16 protein-coding genes and 2 pseudogenes are annotated in these 17,419 nt (G+C 40.0%); 9 read left to right on the top strand and 9 right to left on the bottom strand.

The annotated features are described in order from the left end of the window. Positions 1-16: 16 nt before the first annotated feature. Positions 17-874 carry an ion transporter gene (locus SCALIN_RS02585; RefSeq protein ID WP_096892702.1) on the bottom strand — a complete coding sequence of 286 codons (858 nt, stop codon included), beginning with the start codon at positions 872-874 and terminating at the stop codon, positions 17-19. After that, the gene (locus SCALIN_RS02580; RefSeq protein ID WP_096892701.1) at positions 871-1,230 is read right to left on the bottom strand and encodes a HopJ type III effector protein; all 360 of its coding nucleotides are present in this window, start codon (positions 1,228-1,230) and stop codon (positions 871-873) included. Before SCALIN_RS02580 ends, SCALIN_RS02585 begins: the two co-directional genes overlap by 4 nt. A 261-nt stretch (positions 1,231-1,491) precedes the next feature. Between SCALIN_RS02580 and SCALIN_RS02575 the strand changes: the two genes are divergently transcribed. Further along, positions 1,492-2,115, top strand: a complete 624-nt coding sequence (locus tag SCALIN_RS02575) for a hypothetical protein (protein ID WP_096892700.1) — start codon at positions 1,492-1,494, stop codon at positions 2,113-2,115. 75 nt (positions 2,116-2,190) lie between these two features. Beyond that, positions 2,191-2,562, top strand: coding sequence for a rhodanese-like domain-containing protein (locus SCALIN_RS02570; RefSeq protein ID WP_096892699.1), 372 nt, complete (start codon positions 2,191-2,193; stop codon positions 2,560-2,562). Positions 2,563-2,758: 196 nt separating this feature from the next. On the opposite strand, the gene SCALIN_RS02565 is transcribed toward SCALIN_RS02570, so the two are convergent. After that, complete coding sequence (locus SCALIN_RS02565) at positions 2,759-3,268, bottom strand: phosphatidylglycerophosphatase A family protein (RefSeq protein ID WP_203415314.1); 510 nt, start codon at positions 3,266-3,268, stop codon at positions 2,759-2,761. Positions 3,269-3,822: 554 nt separating this feature from the next. On the opposite strand from SCALIN_RS02565, the gene SCALIN_RS02560 reads away from it, so the two are divergent. Together SCALIN_RS02560 and SCALIN_RS02555 are read left to right on the top strand one after the other, a co-directional pair. Further along, positions 3,823-4,827, top strand: a complete 1,005-nt coding sequence (locus SCALIN_RS02560) for an elongator complex protein 3 (protein WP_096892697.1) — start codon at positions 3,823-3,825, stop codon at positions 4,825-4,827. Further along, positions 4,811-5,500: a DUF6873 family GME fold protein gene (locus SCALIN_RS02555; protein ID WP_096892696.1), complete on the top strand. Its 690-nt coding sequence runs from the start codon at positions 4,811-4,813 to the stop codon at positions 5,498-5,500. The genes SCALIN_RS02560 and SCALIN_RS02555 overlap by 17 nt, the downstream gene beginning before the upstream one ends. 406 nt (positions 5,501-5,906) lie before the next feature. Here SCALIN_RS02555 and SCALIN_RS02545 read toward each other — a convergent pair whose 3' ends face one another. From SCALIN_RS02545 to SCALIN_RS02530, 3 genes and pseudogenes are all read right to left on the bottom strand, one after another. Continuing rightward, positions 5,907-7,670, bottom strand: coding sequence for a hypothetical protein (locus SCALIN_RS02545; RefSeq protein WP_096892694.1), 1,764 nt, complete (start codon positions 7,668-7,670; stop codon positions 5,907-5,909). Between the two features lie 359 nt (positions 7,671-8,029). Further along, positions 8,030-9,148 carry an IS91 family transposase gene (locus tag SCALIN_RS02540; protein ID WP_096892569.1) on the bottom strand — a complete coding sequence of 373 codons (1,119 nt, stop codon included), beginning with the start codon at positions 9,146-9,148 and terminating at the stop codon, positions 8,030-8,032. After that, a pseudogene (locus SCALIN_RS02530) lies at positions 9,145-10,052 on the bottom strand (tyrosine-type recombinase/integrase). Before SCALIN_RS02530 ends, SCALIN_RS02540 begins: the two are co-directional and overlap by 4 nt. 682 nt (positions 10,053-10,734) lie before the next feature. Between SCALIN_RS02530 and SCALIN_RS02525 the strand changes: the two are divergent. Next, complete coding sequence (locus tag SCALIN_RS02525; protein WP_133111622.1) at positions 10,735-10,968, top strand: hypothetical protein; 234 nt, start codon at positions 10,735-10,737, stop codon at positions 10,966-10,968. Then, complete coding sequence (locus SCALIN_RS02520) at positions 10,950-12,080, top strand: hypothetical protein (protein WP_096892692.1); 1,131 nt, start codon at positions 10,950-10,952, stop codon at positions 12,078-12,080. The genes SCALIN_RS02525 and SCALIN_RS02520 overlap by 19 nt, the downstream gene beginning before the upstream one ends. Before the next feature lie 318 nt (positions 12,081-12,398). Here SCALIN_RS02520 and SCALIN_RS02515 read toward each other — a convergent pair whose 3' ends face one another. Both SCALIN_RS02515 and SCALIN_RS02510 read right to left on the bottom strand, forming a co-directional pair. Beyond that, positions 12,399-12,803: a type II toxin-antitoxin system VapC family toxin gene (locus SCALIN_RS02515; RefSeq protein WP_096892691.1), complete on the bottom strand. Its 405-nt coding sequence runs from the start codon at positions 12,801-12,803 to the stop codon at positions 12,399-12,401. Continuing rightward, complete coding sequence (locus tag SCALIN_RS02510) at positions 12,790-13,071, bottom strand: type II toxin-antitoxin system Phd/YefM family antitoxin (RefSeq protein WP_096892690.1); 282 nt, start codon at positions 13,069-13,071, stop codon at positions 12,790-12,792. Before SCALIN_RS02510 ends, SCALIN_RS02515 begins: the two co-directional genes overlap by 14 nt. Positions 13,072-13,321: 250 nt before the next feature. On the opposite strand from SCALIN_RS02510, the gene SCALIN_RS02505 reads away from it, so the two are divergent. Next, positions 13,322-13,570, top strand: coding sequence for a DUF2442 domain-containing protein (locus SCALIN_RS02505; protein ID WP_096892689.1), 249 nt, complete (start codon positions 13,322-13,324; stop codon positions 13,568-13,570). A 533-nt stretch (positions 13,571-14,103) separates the two neighbouring features. Here SCALIN_RS02505 and SCALIN_RS02500 read toward each other — a convergent pair. Then, positions 14,104-15,162 (bottom strand): DUF1573 domain-containing protein, encoded by a 1,059-nt coding sequence (locus SCALIN_RS02500; protein ID WP_096892688.1) that lies wholly within the window; start codon positions 15,160-15,162, stop codon positions 14,104-14,106. Between the two features lie 134 nt (positions 15,163-15,296). Here SCALIN_RS02500 and SCALIN_RS02495 point away from each other — a divergent pair. Beyond that, a pseudogene (locus SCALIN_RS02495) lies at positions 15,297-16,204 on the top strand (tyrosine-type recombinase/integrase). Continuing rightward, positions 16,201-17,319, top strand: coding sequence for an IS91 family transposase (locus SCALIN_RS02485; protein WP_096892569.1), 1,119 nt, complete (start codon positions 16,201-16,203; stop codon positions 17,317-17,319). The pseudogene SCALIN_RS02495 and the gene SCALIN_RS02485 overlap by 4 nt, the downstream one beginning before the upstream one ends. Positions 17,320-17,419: the final 100 nt, after the last annotated feature.

Here is a 17,419-nt window from a genome sequence, read left to right as displayed (position 1 = left end):
GTCATTCCTCCATTTATTATAACGAGTTACCACAATGTTTACAATAATGCGCGTCATCATCATGCCACCTGTAACCGCACCCTTCACACACATTTGATGAAACTTTATTATGATGTCTCATGGCTTTTGTCATTTCAGCAGTGACAATTCCGGTTGGGACGGCAATTATTCCATACCCCATAACCATAATTACCATAGACAATACTTTTCCTATGTGTGTTTGTGGGGTCATATCTCCATATCCCACTGTTGTAAGTGTAACAACTGCCCAGTAAATACTTTGCGGTATATTGGTAAACCCGTTTTCCGGTGTCTCTACAATGTACATTACAGAACCAAAGATAATAACAATCGTTATAACGGAGAACAGGAAAACGGTTATTTTTCGTCTGCTTGACCGCAATGCGTCTATGAGCAGTTCTGATTCGCCTACATACTTAACAAGCTTAAGAACGCGAAAGATCCGGAGGACTCTGATGATTCGTACAACCGCTAAAACGTGACTACTTGGTAGAAAAACACTGATATATGTTGGCAGTATAGAGAATAGGTCAACGACACCAAAAAAACTTTTAGCGTAGGCAACCGGCCTTCTGCAGCATATCAATCTCAGGATATACTCAATAGTAAAAATAACAGTAAATACCAGCTCTGCCATATGCAGAAAGTGTCCATATTTTTGATCTATAGTATCAACAGTGTTAATAATTACCGTTATCACACTCAAAGCAATAATAACGATCAATGCAACATCAAAGGATTTCCCAGGCACAGTATCTGCCTTGAAGATAACATCATACAAAACGTCCCGCCAGTTATTATCACTTTCTTGCTCTACAGATCGCTTTATCGTTTCTTTTTGTGTGATACTCATTTATTTTTTTCAGACTTTGCATGCAAAGGTTTACTGTCAAAATGAACTTCTGACCAGCCTGTTTTCATGAAATTACGAATATTCTGATGATCACTGTTGTCAGGATGTTTTAAAACATCATTTCGATAATAACTGCCAAAACAGGCCAATGTCTGTTCTGGTGTCAAATCATGGAGACGGCCAAAGGAAAAGACTTTACATGATCCTGAGTTCTGACCGGCTTCATTAAACAAGTTGCCATTTTTAAATGCGGAAGGTGTAAAAACATAGAGAGAATCTACAATATCCATGGTATCATTAAATTCAACTTTTTCCGGGCACTCTTTAAGTTTTTTGAGAAATGATTCAAGAGCCATTATTTTATATCCTTTTTTACATTACACTGCATATATGGTTAATGTGTGCTATACAACTATTATGAAAGTAGTTTATCACATTACTGTATAGATGTACAAGTGTCATATGGTATGATTTACATACAGTTATTTTTATTAATAGTGTCGTTTAATCTATAAATAAGCTTAAAACGTCACAAACCGTGTAAATAATATCCCTTTTTAATATTTTCTGGGAGCTTATCTTGTATATAATTTGTATAAACATAGGGAGAATATTTCATGATGAAAAAAATATTGTGTTTTCTTGTAGTCATAATGGTCATGCTGGTGTTAATAACAACATTGAAAGCAGACCTGTTGCCCAGAGGTGAAGATAATTTAGGTCATAATCTCGTTTATGACACAGAGCTTGATATTACATGGTACGATTTCAGTTATTATTCACCTGAATACAAAGATGCGGTAATCTGGGCAAACCAGTTATCTGTAAGAGTTGGCACTGTTGAACTTACTGAATGGCGGTTACCATCACTCATAAATGGAAAAGGTTCTAAGTCGGGGCCACAACACTACTCTGAAGTTGAGCATCTTTATCTTTCCGAGTTGGAACATTATCAGGTTTTGCATCCGTGGGCATTCCCGGGTAAATGGAGATATTTTGACAATCTTCCGGGAGGACATTACTGGATAATTCATTCGAATGAGGAGAGTGGTGTTGGAAGCGATAAAAACGGAGATGCACCGGTCTATAACTCATTTGCGCAAAAGTTGCAATATGTACCCATTTCCGATGTAAACAGGCCAAAAGCAGTGAGGCATACTTTTTTCTACGACAAAAACACATACCTTGGTGTCGCCGTTCATCAGGGTGATATAATTCGAAAATTACAAAATCAAAAATGATCAAGTGAAAAAGTAGTTGTATGATAGGTGTTGTAATAGCGAACTTGCATTGATAAAACCTGGAAGGGGATTGTAATGAAACAACACGCAAAAAAATTTTTAACCATTGTTCATGATGCAAAAAGTAGAATTAGAGAGACTAATGTGGAAGAGGTCAAAATTAAACTTGACCGTGGAGACAGATTTTTCCTGGTCGATGTCCGTGAAGAGAGTGAATGGAAAAAAGGACATATAATAAATGCTATATATATTGGGAAAGGGGTCATTGAGCGTGACATTGAAAAGAATATCAGTGATACAGGAGCAGAAATCATATTGTACTGTGGAGGTGGATTTCGTTCTGCATTAGCTGCAGATAATTTACAGAAGATGGGCTATACCAATGTGATCTCAATGGATGGCGGATATGGTGGCTGGGTCAAGGCCGGTTATCCAACTGAAACCTGATGATATTTATATCAAAATCTGGTGGAATATCTGTTTTGGTATATATGGTTGCGGGTTTTGACTCTTGTGTACGATTCTCAGTCTTTCTTACAGGATTAGATTTTTTCTTATTGCCAAAAATATCTTCTAGAACAAGACCAATTGCTTCCTTCTCGAATAGGTTCTGCTTATAAACTAAAAGTTAACTTCGTTATCACTAAAATGACATAACCACTCCCACTGTCAACACGGATGTTACTATTAGCGAGTACATCCCAGCAATAACATCGTCAAACATAATTCCAAAACCTCCCCGAAAGTTTTTGTCTGCAAAATTAACCGGCCATGGTTTCCATATATCAAAGACTCTGAAAGTTATAAAAGCAACTACCGTTATTGGAATAGAAATTGAGAAGAATAAATCAGGACCATAGATGTTATAGAGCAGCGGCAGGGGGAGCAGGGCTATCCATTGACCTGCAACTTCATCAACAACAATGAAGTCGGGGTCTTTTATTTGAGCACTCTCTTCTATTTTATCTGATACCCACATTCCTATGAAAAACAGAGCAACAGTGGAGGAGAGCAGTGCATAGGGACAAGTATATATTGAAATTAAATATGCAAAAGGAATAGCTGACAGGCTTCCCCATGTTCCAGGTGCTTTTGGTAACAGTCCTGGACCAAACCACGTAGCAATAATCCAGCAAATTTTGTGTCTCAGCATTGCCATTATATGTCATACAGTAAATCATTTAGTTTCTTGAATATCTTGACATATTCTAACAAAACGACGTAGAAAAACAAAACTGTAAAAAAACCTGGGTATGGAACTAACGTGTGTGGAAGGTTACCATCTGATTTGAAAGGAAGCTTTGATTGCTCCATTTTCTGTTACTCTTTGATGTTAACATTGAGAATAGCAATAGAATATCGAAAATAGCTCCATTGAACATAACTCTTCTCGCAATGTTTTGCTAATTTTTAGAACGGCTATCAAGTTCAGTGAGTAGCTTCAAATCTGTTTCTGCCATCATGGCAAATGAATCTTCATATGGCACTTCAATTTTATCTCCAGGATATTTAAAATAAAATATATTTCCAGTGCTTACTCCCTCTGTTTTTAAATGATGTTTACCGGTATATTCAAATACTTTTGGTTTGCGTTCCCGGTGACATATTATTACAAGATTTTAAACGTTATTGTCTGATACTATGACATTGTTTAATAATGTTTTATTAATTGATATTTCTTTACTAAGTTTATAACATTAACTGATTATGAAAAAACACTCTAACATACCAATATTTATCCCGGAGTTGGCTTGCCCACATCAATGTGTTTTTTGTGATCAGCAGAAGATAAGTGGTACGCACTCAATCCCTGGACCAGATGATGTTAAGGATATTGTAGAACGACATCTTAAGACAATACCTGAAAACAGAATAATTAGTATCGCGTTTTTTGGTGGCAGTTTTACCGGACTGCCTGTTGATCTAATGGAACAATATCTGAAAGAAGCATTCATGTATGTTAAAAGTGGGAGAGTATCAGGTATCAGGCTATCTACAAGACCGGATTATATAAACAAATCAGTTCTGGAATTACTGAAGAAATATAGAGTAACGACTATAGAGTTGGGCATCCAGTCTACTAACCGTGAAGTATTACAAAGATCAGGACGGGGACATACCGTTGATCATATCAAAGATGCGTCTTATCTGATCTCTAAATATGGATTTGAACTGGGACTTCAAATGATGATCGGATTACCGGGAGACAATTATGAGAGATCAATTCAGACTGCCAGTGATATAGTTTCATTAGGAGCAGTGAATACACGAATTTACCCCGCAATTGTTATAAAAGGAACAACTCTCGAAAAGTTTTACCATGAAGGGGAATATACACCATTAACACTTAAACAGGCAGTGGAATGGACAAAGGACATTGTTCAAATATTTGAGACAGGCAACATAGCTATCATAAGAATGGGATTGCATCCTTCAGAAGAACTGATCACGGGAAAATCACTGATTGCAGGTCCATTTCACGCCTCTTTTAAAGAGATGGTGATGACTCAAATATGGAAAGAGATACTTGATACTGAACTGAATAAATTTAATACGAGAAAAGTTAAAATAACAGTTTCCAATAAGCAGATACATTACGCGATAGGGTATAGGCAGGCAAATAGAGAATTGTTAAATTCAAGAGGCTACAATGTCAGGTTTGTCAGTAATCCCGGTTTCTCTAAATACCAGATAAATGTTTGCAATAATTGACGCCAGATCACCTGAAAAGTCTATCAATAAATTAAAAGAGCATGTTGATGACCTCTTTATGTTCCAGACAAACGCGATAACAGAAAATTCTATTTCCGGACATCCGGACATCTTTATCTACCGGGATAAGAAACAACTTGTTGTTGCCCCAAACGCACCTATTGATCTTTTTGAATTCCTGGACAACCACCATATTGCCTATCTCAAAGGCGAAAGGGCTGTAGGAAAAACTCTGTATAACAGTGTCCAATATAACTGTCTGGGTACCTCTGGATTATTTTTTCACAAATCTGGATACACAGATCACAAAATTATGAAAATTAATAAAAATAAAAAATTTATTAATTTGCCACAAGCCTACACACGATGCAGTCTGGTACATCTGTGTAAAGACAACTACCTGACCTCTGACAGGGGGATAGAAAAAGTGTTGTTAAATAAGGGATTTTCCTGTTTCTATTTTAGTCCGGAAGAGATAATCATACATGACCACAAAAATGGTTTTATTGGAGGGGCAATTGGTATATGGGGTAAAAGAATATTCTTTAATGGGAATATGGAGATACATGCAGATGGGCAAAGACTAAAAGAACACTTATTGCATTTTAGTTTTGAAATTGTAAATCTTTCAGATCATTACTTATATGACGGAGGTTGTATATTTTTTGTTTGAGAAATGAACAGATATGGATGCTAATAGAATTCCGTTAAAGTTGTCAATAATCTCCTGGTTTCCTTATAATTCTTTTTTTGTTTTTATGTTTACGAAAAATTTGTTCGTGGAAAAGGTATAAATAGGGAAGTTAAAACGTGTAATTTATGACAAACAATAAGAAAACGATTATAAGGAAGCCATGAATGCAGGAGAAAAGCAGGAAAGCAATAAGATGAAATTTGTATTTTTGCAACCTAACCGGATGACGCTGAAAGAGAATACAAGAATCTTACATATTGTGCTGTTTTTTGAAGTTTACCGAAGAATCTCGTTCATATATTATGAAGCGAGATTCTTCGGAGTAGTATGCATCATGATAGCAAACCTATATATGTTTGCATCAGTAGTCTATGAATTATCGGTATCAGAATTCTGCCGGATTTAATGGAGCAAACTGAAGTGTCCCGATACCGGTGAGATCTTCAAGCAATGCACCGCCTTTCTTACCAAGCGATATTATACCCTGCAGTTTAAAATCCATTTGAGTAACAGCCTTACCTATTTGACCAGGCAAATCAATAGTCTGATTCATTACGATGGTCATAATGGTACATGCTGTTGGAGAGTCATCCAGGCATAGTATCTGCCCCTTGACAGATGCCTTGAACTTAAGCCAACGGGTTGATCCATCACTCATTTTTACCAGTATCTTCCCTCTAGAATCTCCAATTATGCCAGCGCCGATGACATCAATAACTATTTGCATGTCTTGTTGAATTGTTAGACGTGCACCGTCAATTCCATTTGTTTCGCAATCGGTATTTCCGGAACAGTGGAGCGTTGCAGTCCCCACCTGCTTTTCGAATGTCACCTGCAAACCAGATCCAGTCCTTATTACTCTGCCTTTACCGGGTATGAAATCAAGGTTATTTATGAAGTAGTGTTTCCCAGCGCAAGGGCCGTCTGCTTCATCATAGTCCGCAAAGTTCGGGACATGATCTCCATCGTCATCACCAAGTGCACAGGGTCCGTCTGTTTCGACAGGGTCAGTATAATTCGGAATACCATCGCAATCATTGTCACCAGTGCCTTCGTAGATGTCTGGTCTGCCATCATTATCAGAATCCTTATCTCGATCATTAGTGATGCCGTCATGGTCAGAATCAACTCGGCCTTCTTTGTTACCAGGAATACAGTCTCCATCATCGTCCGGATCAAGGACATCTATTATCCCGTCTCTATCCGTATCATAGCCCTCTGCCCATTCTCGACCATCCCCAACTCCGTCATTATCAGAATCATCATCGAACGGTTCAGTACCGATGCGGTCCTCAAATATATTGCTCAGGCCGTCACTATCTGCATCACCTGCCGGGCCGTCATGATCATCTGTATCAAGGTAATTTGGCACTCTATCTCTGTCACGATCATTCCAGATATTTACAGGATCATCGAGCCTACCATCGTTGTCAGAGTCTTCATCCAGGTAGTTGGGTATGCCATCACCATCTGGATCATTAAGATCGTACCAGTAATCCGGCCAGCCATCAGGGTCCTGTACCCAGCGATCCGAGCCTGTAAATAATTCATCTGCCGTCAGAATGCCATCGCCATCATCGTCATCATCGCTTATGTCCAGCAGGCCATCATTATCGGTATCAACCGGGTTCTCAGGGTCAGTTACTTCAACCCCGTCGAGCACACCATCGCCATCCGTGTCTGATGAGTTCTTGTTACTACCCAGTGCATCTTCCTGACTGTTGGTAAGACCATCACCATCCAAGTCGCCATCAGGACCATCATTATCATTGACGTCAATATAATTTAAGATACCATCTCCATCATCGTCACCCAAACCTTCATCTATATCAGGCTTTCCATCACCATCCGAATCTGTGTCAAGGAAATTCGGGATACCATCATTGTCCAGGTCTTCAGTGCCTTCATCAAATGTTGCAATACCGTCACCATCATCGTCAGGGTCTAGATAATCAGGAATACCGTCACCATCGGTGTCGGGCGGGCAGCCTACGTGACCTGGAATCGTGCAATCTTGCTCAAACCAGTCAGGGATACCATCAGCATCAGAGTCTGCTGCCTGTGCAAAGACAGAAGGGTCCATCATATAAAAAAAGCACATCGAAATACTTAGTATTATTATAAAATATTTGCATAGACCTTTTATCATGAAACCCTCCTGTTTAATTATATTAATTGGCAAATATAAGAAGAACAACTTTTATTAAACTGTAGATAACAATTATTCCAACAACCCCTATGTTTTTGGCAAAGATCTGAACCGTTTGTTGGACAAGCCCGTTGTTTGGGTGCTAAACATTGTATAAGAAAATATCTTATGAAGATTGCTTCTCTTTTTTACCGCAGAAGCTATGAAGCCAAAGAAGTGGATTTTTCAATTGCTGTCGTCATGCTTTAGGAGCTACAGAACATGGTTTTTCGGCCATTTTACCTCAAATTTGGGCAAACGGGGGCCATCTCGACCCGATAATGCCGTTTTTGCAAATCTTAGATGCATAGCGGATTCGATTACATAACCAGAACAGCCTCCTCTTTTGTTAACTTGTAGGGGAAAGACCTGGATTTGTGTGATGGAGGTATCATCGTTTTTATGATCTTCATTATTCCTCCACAGCATTTGCACGTAAGCTTTGGACGCTCTCTGAACCAGGCTGACGACTTATTCGGGTTGATACCGGTAAGGTACTGAAGCAATGCAATCAAGCGTTTGCTATTAGGGTGGAGGAAACCAAAGTTCCGTGTTCGCCTGAAACCTTTGGGTAGAACATGCTGGAGAATCAACCTGAGAAACTGCGGGCCGGGAAGTGTTCTTGTGAGCATTTTTTTGCTCTTACTATCCTGGTAACGAAAGGTCACCTGACCATCTTTGCACGTAATAATATCTTTCTCTTGAATGACCCCTTTGTAGAGATAACGACCAAGATAGACCAGTGCCTTTTCACCGTTGCCGACAAATTTGCAATCGACGACCCATGTTTTGGGATAATTAACTGGAAGCGTAAGAGCCGCTTTGTTCACGGCATCGAGCATTTTTGCTCGAAACACTTTAGCCAGCGCTTTGTGATTGAAAAGGTACCGCGTCTTTCCTTCGCTTTTTTTGAAGCTCCAAAGCTTTTTCTTCTGATTGATGGCCCCGGCTGGCATTACCAGATGGATATGCGGGTGGTAATCGAGAGAGCGAGAGTGGGTGTGCAAAACAGTGATGGCTCCAGCGTTTCCTTGTAATACGCTGTCATTTTGGACAAAGGTTTTTACGGTTTCCCAACAACACTGTATCATTATCGAGTAAAGCAAGCGTTGATGCTGCCATGCTAATGATCGAAGCTCTTTGGGTATAGTAAAGGTGAGCATAAAATAGTCAGCAGGCACTTCTTTTTTCAGTTGACGCTCCAACCACTGCTGACACTCATGACTCTGACAATGAGGACAATTGCGGTTACCGCAGGAGTGCGGTACAAAAACCTGTTTTTCACAGTCATTACATTGGACCAGCATGACGCGGCTTTGCGTAGTGCGACAATCCTTCATGGCTGCCAGGGCTTTGAATTGACTTGGCAGGATCGAACCATGATAAAGAGTGATAAAGTCAGCAATGAAGGTCTCAATTATAGAGGAGAGAGATATCATATAACATTCCCCCATTCTATGGAAAAACCATTCATCAAATCATTAATTAATTGCAAGGCATTACGATTTGTATGAGAGGTCAGGTGGGTATATTTGGCAGTGGTTAAAATACTGTGGTGGCCGAGGATTTTTTGTACTTCAAGCAGATCAACACCCGCCTCAATCAGATGGGTTGCGTAGCTGTGTCGCAGACTGTGTGGTGTAATTTTTTTTTAATTCCACACTCCCGGGCTACCTTACGCAGAGTGGCCTGAACGCCATTTCTATTCAGAGGTGTTTTTGCCAGGTGGGCTGATTTCAAGCCACCATGACGGCCTGGAAATAGAAAGACAGGATTGCGATGAACAAGCCAAAAACGGCGTAAGAGATTCAGGGTTACCTTTGGCAGGGGTACGAAACGGTCTTTATTGCCTTTGCTATCGCGGATATGCACCCGCATTCGCTGAGAATCGACATCGCTAACCTCAAGACGTAGTCCTTCACCCAGGCGGAGACCAAGACTGTAAAGAACAAAGTAGAAGGCCCGGTAACTGAGTTTTCTCGTCACCTGGAAAAGTTGGTGGGCTTCATTAATGGTGACAATATCGGGCAAACGTTGCGTTTTGGGTGGTTTAATAAGATTTACTTGCTCCCAACGCTTATGAAGCACATGAGTGTAGAAAAACTTTAGTCCGTAGAGGTCTAATTTGACTGCGCTCCATGAATGGGTATTGAGGAGATTGGAAAAATAGTCAAGTAGTTGCTGTTCAGATAGATCGTGTATCTGATTGTCAAAATAATCACCGATCCGTCGGATGGCACGTGAATAAGCCTCGATTGTTTTTGGCCGGAGTCCTTTCAAGCGTAGGTGCTTTAGATGCGTTTGGTAATTTTTGTTGAAATCGGATTGAGATAATGTCTTCATAGACCTGTAACTCCTATTTGTTAATAGATTCACCCTCCCGTTGAGGGTGTGAGGTTACATTATATAATAAATTTCCGATTTTGTTCTCCGCGATAGCGGCTTCGTCCAACAATTATTCCAACAACCCCTATGTTTTTGGCAATATTAGTTCAATTGGTAGAGGTTGTCAATGTTTTTAACATTATACATATTGTTGTATGTGCCATTTGACACTACAGTTACTGCACTATTTTGTACTGTAACACATGTAAATTGACGAGAAACAATTATATTTTCAGCCAGGTAGGGCAGGCATTGCCTGCCAATTCAAGATCTGTCACATTTGAGGTATGTATTTGGTGTAAAAAAGATGATTTTATGGGTAAAGAAGCAAAGTGTACCTGGCTTGCCAGGCCTCTTCGTTCGGCAGCCCGACAACCAGCCCGACAATGTCATTCTGGCGGGAAGTTTCTAAAGTTGAGGAATACAAGTAATTACCCAGAGTGCCAGGGCTTACAAAGGAAAGATACTTAATGAATTCTTTGTTTCAAATGTCTCTGTCTGTAATACCTGATTACCTGAGAGGAATAATTGTGTTTATTTAAAAATTACCGCTGAGGAAAGCAGGAAAAAACTACTGAAAAAGAAAATGACAACAGCGAATCGTAGTTGCTCCATTCATGGAGCTTATGGTGACTGACGTGTGTATGGTAGCCAAATGGAGCTCGATGAATCGAGCAACTACAGAAATCGAACTACAGAAATCGAGCAACTACAGAATGGTGAAGCCAGGCGGTTTATGGTAAGGTTTTTTGTGGTTTGCGTTGTCTGGCAAGAAACAGCAGGGCGTGCGGAGGGAGAAATAAAAACTGTACTTAAATTCGTACAAATTAGTGCCTGCCCGTTAAAGATGTTAGGATGGGAAATTCGTGTCTAAATTATTCAATTCCTAATGAGTTGGGCAGTGGAGCCGGTCAGTTTGGTACGAGTGGAGGTGGATTGGCAAGGATAGTTGCTGGTAGTATAAGCATGGATGGAGGTATCTACTCCTATGGTAGTGATAGTGGCAGTAGTGTACTTGCGGGAGCAGGTAGTGGAGGTGGAATATACATAGAAGCTGAAACGATTATGGGAAGTGGAGAGATAATAGCAGATGGAGGTAACAGTGTAAACGGAAGAGGCGGAGGAGGAGGTCGTGTAGCTGTTTACTATAATGATACGTCTGGGTTTAATATGAATAATATCAGAGCATACGGAGGAAATGGCGTTTCCAGTAGTGACGGAGGAGCCGGTACGGTATATCTCAAATCATCAACACAGGTAAATGGTGATCTGGTAGTGGATAATAATAATCTAGTTACGAGTGGCTTTTCAACACCTTTAATATCGATAGGAACAGGTAGTTCTACAGATTTAACGGTAGATACATTAAAGGATACTACAAGAAGCTGGAGGCCGAATGAAATTATCGGTATATTTCTGAATCCAAATATAAACCAGGGCACCACTCCGGCAACAGTGTTTAAGTTACTGTCCAATGACGCAACCTCAATCACGGTGGACAATAGCCTTAATAATCTGACAGATGTTGGGTCAATTGGTGATACATACATAGGAGAACACTTCTTTGATAACCTGTCTGTGATAAATGGCGCAAAGGTAGAAACGTCTGATCGTGTAAACTTTAACAGCCTCAATTTAACAGGTGGTGAATTGCAGGCGGAAAATATTTACCAGATAGGTAAGTCAGAGACGAGTCCAATAGATAAACTCGTAAAGCATCAAGAAGATGATACGCAAAGGGTGAAAAACAGGAGGAGAATAACAAACGAGGGACTAAAGACGAAAGGTGATAGACGAAATACGAAGAGTAAAGTAAAATTGAAGAAGGAAGAACTTCAGATTATAAGCAAAGAGTTCAATACTCATAAGGTGGATTTTTCAATACCTGAGCAGCAACATGACAAAGAAACAATTAAAGAAAAGACTTCTGACAACTATCAGGAAACTGCTGGAGTAATTAATGTAGCAGAAGATGTCAGTGGTTAGAATAAGGACGAATGACGAAAGGTTTACGAATTCCACTTTGGGATTTATTAGACCAATAAAAAAAGAAAGTAATCACGCTCCCGCCAAACATCACGTCGGGCAAGAAGCCGCAGGGCCAGTAAAGAATAGATGCCTAAAAAAAAAATTGTGCTCCAACTTCCTCTTCCTGTAGTTCATACTTGCCTGAGCACATTATAGAATAAATTCAATAATAGTAAATAACCGCTGAGGAAAGCAGGAACGGCAGGAAGTCAATAATAAAGCCGAAAGAGTGTTCTTTTTGCTTTTTTCCTGATTTCCTTAGCGGTTATTATTCAATTATTTCAGCCAATTATCAATCTGTAATATGTCTATTCTCTTAAAGTGTTTCGTATTTCCGGTAATCAGGATTAAATCATTTGCAATGGCGATAGAGGCAATTTGCAGGTCTGCCAGTGAAAGGGCCATGCCTTTTTGTTGCAACTCCGCTCTTAATCTACCACAAATATATGAGGCTTTAGTATCAAATAGTAAAATGTTTACAGCAGGAAGAAGAAGCTCTTCCAATCTTTCAATATGGTAGTCTGGTCGGGCGCTTTTATATGCTCCATATACTATTTCAGAAATAGTTATAGTTGAAATAAATTGGTTGGATTTCTTGAGTTTTTGTAGTTTTTTAACTAATCCGGGAAAAGGAGATTTCTTTAATACGCCTGTTATCGTGTCCGTATCAAAGAGATACATCTCTGCCTGTTCCTCCTTTTTTTCTGAGATTTGGAATATCTTCCAGGGATTCTTCTATTTCATCAAAATGTTTCCATTTTCCTATTAAGGAAGCCAGGCCCATACGTTCTTCCTTCTGTTCAATAAGATGTAAATCGTCAATGTTTATTAAGGCTGCCACCTGTTTATTGCGCCTGGTAATAATAAATCGCTCCTTTTTATAAGTGCTTTTTGCAATATACTCAGATAGATGGCTTTTCATTTTAGCTACCGAGACGGTTTGGCTCATTTTATTCCTTTCTACAGTATGGTCTTATAGACTATTTCGACTAAGTGTTATAATATAGCTTTGCATCAAATATTACAAGATTATTGTTATAATTTCTATTGATTATTACTTTTTACTAAATTAAGATGTAGTAATATTGATAAGAGGAACAAAGTGGAACTTAGGGAATCATACGGTTTGAAGGTGAAGGAACTTGCGCGGGCCTAGAATTTGGCGAAAGAACATCAGGAACTTATTAAGGAGAAGTGGCATGAGTACCTTGATTGATATGCCGCGTACTGCTTGTTTTCGTAACGGTGAAATTATTATCTATATGAAGAGCGGTGCAGAGTTACGCTTTCCTGTGGCGAAAAACTTGCGTCTAGCGAAAGGGACCGCAAGGCAGTTGAATAATATTGAGATCTCACCATTCGGTGTCCATTGGCCTGATTTGGATGAAGACCTTTCATTCCGAGGGATTGCGGATGGAGACTACGGACAACGTCGAAAAAAAGCGTGATGTCAGTTCTATAATAGTATACCCATCACGAATTGGTTTTCGGTTTTCATTACCAGATTTCACCAGAATTTATAGATTTTTCTCAATCACAAAATCCTCGACTTAGCATTGCTATGCCTCTGGTTTTGTTCAATCGAAAAACCAAAATTTCAGGCAAACTCCTGTCCTGAAATTCCTAAAACAACTTTGTAATGGGTATAATTCCTACGTAAAAACCACAAATGTATGAGGCTTTAGTATCAAATAGTAAAATGTTTACAGCAGGAGGAAGAAGCTCTTCCAATCTTTCAATATGGTAATTATTGTATATTCTGAAAAATAACCGCTAAGGAAAGCAGGAACGGCAGGAAACGGGCAAGCAAGCTTTTAGCGGGAATCCGGATTAAACGAACCGTCTGGATACCCGATAAAGGAATTCGGGTATGACAAACGAGGTATGCGCAAAAACCTAACCGGATGCAACCGACTTTATTTGATATTCGGATTTTATCGAATTGCGTGCTTCGGATTTCTGCTTTTCCCGCTTGTCTGGTTTAGGTCACTTCACCCACGATTGGTACTTTAATGACAGGTTGCACCTTACTGCTTGTGTTGATCTCAAGTAATCCGTTTAATTTACCAACTGCAGCATTTTCATGTAATCGTACTTCAATCAGAAATTGCAAATTGTTTTTCTTATAGTTTTCAATGATTTCAGCGCTTAGATAATCCGGATTTATTTTAACTCCTGATATTTGAATGTTCTCTTTGTTCAATTTAACGAAAACTTTCTGGACTCTTCCCTCTCCTTTTTTAACCTTACCATAATAGATTCTCTTAGGGTAGGTGGTAATATCTCCTGTTATTTCACCGAATACCGGTATTGTAACTTTTGGCTGAAGCGAATTGTCAGTTTCCAGGTTTATAACCCCACTGAATCTACCTATCTTATCGCTGCCTTTTGATGTCACTTTAATAGTGTACTTGTTGGCATTTACTTCCGTAATGGAGGCGTTTAGTAAGGGTGTTGAAGGCGCGACTTTATTTATCTTGAAATCAGAGTCTGACGTGACAGTAATGGTCTTTTCTGTTTTCACTCCAATGTATACTGAGCCGAAATTGATTCTTTTGGGATCTGTTGTTATCAACTCAGTGATCTCGCCGGAAATGGTCAGCATGTAACTCAGGTTATCAGGGTCATTGCTCTTTACTGTTATGCTCTTCTTTACCTTTCCTCTATAGGAACCTGTATTAAATGTAGTCTTGATCTCGCCGGTCTCGCCGGGAGGTATGATCTTGTCTGATAATATTGCGGCAGTACACCCGCAAGAGGTTTTAACTTTTTTAATTTCCAGGTCTGCGATTCCCCGGTTCTCAAACTTAAATATGTGTTCAACCTTCTGCCCTTTAAATACTTGTCCAAAATTGTGGTTTGGTGTTTCAAAGAATATTTTGGGAGATTGCGCGCTAACGTCTTTACCGACAACAATTTTTTTATTTTCAGTAACGGTGCTTTCCGGAGGTGGATCTGCTTTGACAAATCCTGTGCAGAAAATCAAGGATGAAAGAAATGGTAAAAAGAGTAAAAAGGTAAATAGCAGTAACTTTTTCATTGAGTAATATCTCCTTTATGTAGTTGGACGAAGCCGCTATCGCGGAGAACCAAAATCGGAAATTTATTATATAATGTAACCTCACACCCTCAACGGGAGGGTGAATCTATTAACAAATAGGAGGTTACAGGTCTATGAAAACATTATCTCAATCCGATTTCAACAAAAATTACCAAACGCATCTAAAGCACCTACGCTTGAAAGGACTCCGGCCAAAAACAATCGAGGCTTATTCACGTGCCATCCGACGGATCGGTGATTATTTTGACAATCAGATACACGATCTATCTGAACAGCAACTACTTGACTATTTTTCCAATCTCCTCAATACCCATTCATGGAGCGCAGTCAAATTAGACCTCTACGGACTAAAGTTTTTCTACACTCATGTGCTTCATAAGCGTTGGGAGCAAGTAAATCTTATTAAACCACCCAAAACGCAACGTTTGCCCGATATTGTCACCATTAATGAAGCCCACCAACTTTTCCAGGTGACGAGAAAACTCAGTTACCGGGCCTTCTACTTTGTTCTTTACAGTCTTGGTCTCCGCCTGGGTGAAGGACTACGTCTTGAGGTTAGCGATGTCGATTCTCAGCGAATGCGGGTGCATATCCGCGATAGCAAAGGCAATAAAGACCGTTTCGTACCCCTGCCAAAGGTAACCCTGAATCTCTTACGCCGTTTTTGGCTTGTTCATCGCAATCCTGTCTTTCTATTTCCAGGCCGTCATGGTGGCTTGAAATCAGCCCACCTGGCAAAAACACCTCTGAATAGAAATGGCGTTCAGGCCACTCTGCGTAAGGTAGCCCGGGAGTGTGGAATTAAAAAAAAATTACACCACACAGTCTGCGACACAGCTACGCAACCCATCTGATTGAGGCGGGTGTTGATCTGCTTGAAGTACAAAAAATCCTCGGCCACCACAGTATTTTAACCACTGCCAAATATACCCACCTGACCTCTCATACAAATCGTAATGCCTTGCAATTAATTAATGATTTGATGAATGGTTTTTCCATAGAATGGGGGAATGTTATATGATATCTCTCTCCTCTATAATTGAGACCTTCATTGCTGACTTTATCACTCTTTATCATGGTTCGATCCTGCCAAGTCAATTCAAAGCCCTGGCAGCCATGAAGGATTGTCGCACTACGCAAAGCCGCGTCATGCTGGTCCAATGTAATGACTGTGAAAAACAGGTTTTTGTACCGCACTCCTGCGGTAACCGCAATTGTCCTCATTGTCAGAGTCATGAGTGTCAGCAGTGGTTGGAGCGTCAACTGAAAAAAGAAGTGCCTGCTGACTATTTTATGCTCACCTTTACTATACCCAAAGAGCTTCGATCATTAGCATGGCAGCATCAACGCTTGCTTTACTCGATAATGATACAGTGTTGTTGGGAAACCGTAAAAACCTTTGTCCAAAATGACAGCGTATTACAAGGAAACGCTGGAGCCATCACTGTTTTGCACACCCACTCTCGCTCTCTCGATTACCACCCGCATATCCATCTGGTAATGCCAGCCGGGGCCATCAATCAGAAGAAAAAGCTTTGGAGCTTCAAAAAAAGCGAAGGAAAGACGCGGTACCTTTTCAATCACAAAGCGCTGGCTAAAGTGTTTCGAGCAAAAATGCTCGATGCCGTGAACAAAGCGGCTCTTACGCTTCCAGTTAATTATCCCAAAACATGGGTCGTCGATTGCAAATTTGTCGGCAACGGTGAAAAGGCACTGGTCTATCTTGGTCGTTATCTCTACAAAGGGGTCATTCAAGAGAAAGATATTATTACGTGCAAAGATGGTCAGGTGACCTTTCGTTACCAGGATAGTAAGAGCAAAAAAATGCTCACAAGAACACTTCCCGGCCCGCAGTTTCTCAGGTTGATTCTCCAGCATGTTCTACCCAAAGGTTTCAGGCGAACACGGAACTTTGGTTTCCTCCACCCTAATAGCAAACGCTTGATTGCATTGCTTCAGTACCTTACCGGTATCAACCCGAATAAGTCGTCAGCCTGGTTCAGAGAGCGTCCAAAGCTTACGTGCAAATGCTGTGGAGGAATAATGAAGATCATAAAAACGATGATACCTCCATCACACAAATCCAGGTCTTTCCCCTACAAGTTAACAAAAGAGGAGGCTGTTCTGGTTATGTAATCGAATCCGCTATGCATCTAAGATTTGCAAAAACGGCATTATCGGGTCGAGATGGCCCCCGTTTGCCCAAATTTGAGGTAAAATGGCCGAAAAACCATGT

Origin of the sequence: Candidatus Scalindua japonica (assembly GCF_002443295.1) — a bacterium.
GTDB classification, from domain to species: Bacteria; Planctomycetota; Brocadiia; order Brocadiales; family Scalinduaceae; genus Scalindua; species Scalindua japonica.
The sequence above is the reverse complement of the archived record's forward strand: the minus strand, read 5'-3'. Positions and strand labels throughout refer to the sequence as shown.

Excerpts from the sequence above, each read along its gene's own strand:
- SCALIN_RS02585 (WP_096892702.1), bottom strand. The coding sequence starts at position 874 with ATGAGTATCACACAAAAAGAAACGATAAAGCGATCTGTAGAGCAAGAA.
- SCALIN_RS02580 (WP_096892701.1), bottom strand. The coding sequence starts at position 1,230 with ATGGCTCTTGAATCATTTCTCAAAAAACTTAAAGAGTGCCCGGAAAAA.
- SCALIN_RS02575 (WP_096892700.1), top strand. The coding sequence starts at position 1,492 with ATGATGAAAAAAATATTGTGTTTTCTTGTAGTCATAATGGTCATGCTG.
- SCALIN_RS02570 (WP_096892699.1), top strand. The coding sequence starts at position 2,191 with ATGAAACAACACGCAAAAAAATTTTTAACCATTGTTCATGATGCAAAA.
- SCALIN_RS02565 (WP_203415314.1), bottom strand. The coding sequence starts at position 3,268 with ATGCTGAGACACAAAATTTGCTGGATTATTGCTACGTGGTTTGGTCCA.
- SCALIN_RS02560 (WP_096892697.1), top strand. The coding sequence starts at position 3,823 with ATGAAAAAACACTCTAACATACCAATATTTATCCCGGAGTTGGCTTGC.
- SCALIN_RS02555 (WP_096892696.1), top strand. The coding sequence starts at position 4,811 with ATGTTTGCAATAATTGACGCCAGATCACCTGAAAAGTCTATCAATAAA.
- SCALIN_RS02545 (WP_096892694.1), bottom strand. The coding sequence starts at position 7,670 with ATGATAAAAGGTCTATGCAAATATTTTATAATAATACTAAGTATTTCG.
- SCALIN_RS02540 (WP_096892569.1), bottom strand. The coding sequence starts at position 9,148 with ATGATATCTCTCTCCTCTATAATTGAGACCTTCATTGCTGACTTTATC.
- SCALIN_RS02520 (WP_096892692.1), top strand. The coding sequence starts at position 10,950 with ATGGGAAATTCGTGTCTAAATTATTCAATTCCTAATGAGTTGGGCAGT.
- SCALIN_RS02515 (WP_096892691.1), bottom strand. The coding sequence starts at position 12,803 with ATGTATCTCTTTGATACGGACACGATAACAGGCGTATTAAAGAAATCT.
- SCALIN_RS02510 (WP_096892690.1), bottom strand. The coding sequence starts at position 13,071 with ATGAGCCAAACCGTCTCGGTAGCTAAAATGAAAAGCCATCTATCTGAG.
- SCALIN_RS02505 (WP_096892689.1), top strand. The coding sequence starts at position 13,322 with ATGAGTACCTTGATTGATATGCCGCGTACTGCTTGTTTTCGTAACGGT.
- SCALIN_RS02500 (WP_096892688.1), bottom strand. The coding sequence starts at position 15,162 with ATGAAAAAGTTACTGCTATTTACCTTTTTACTCTTTTTACCATTTCTT.
- SCALIN_RS02485 (WP_096892569.1), top strand. The coding sequence starts at position 16,201 with ATGATATCTCTCTCCTCTATAATTGAGACCTTCATTGCTGACTTTATC.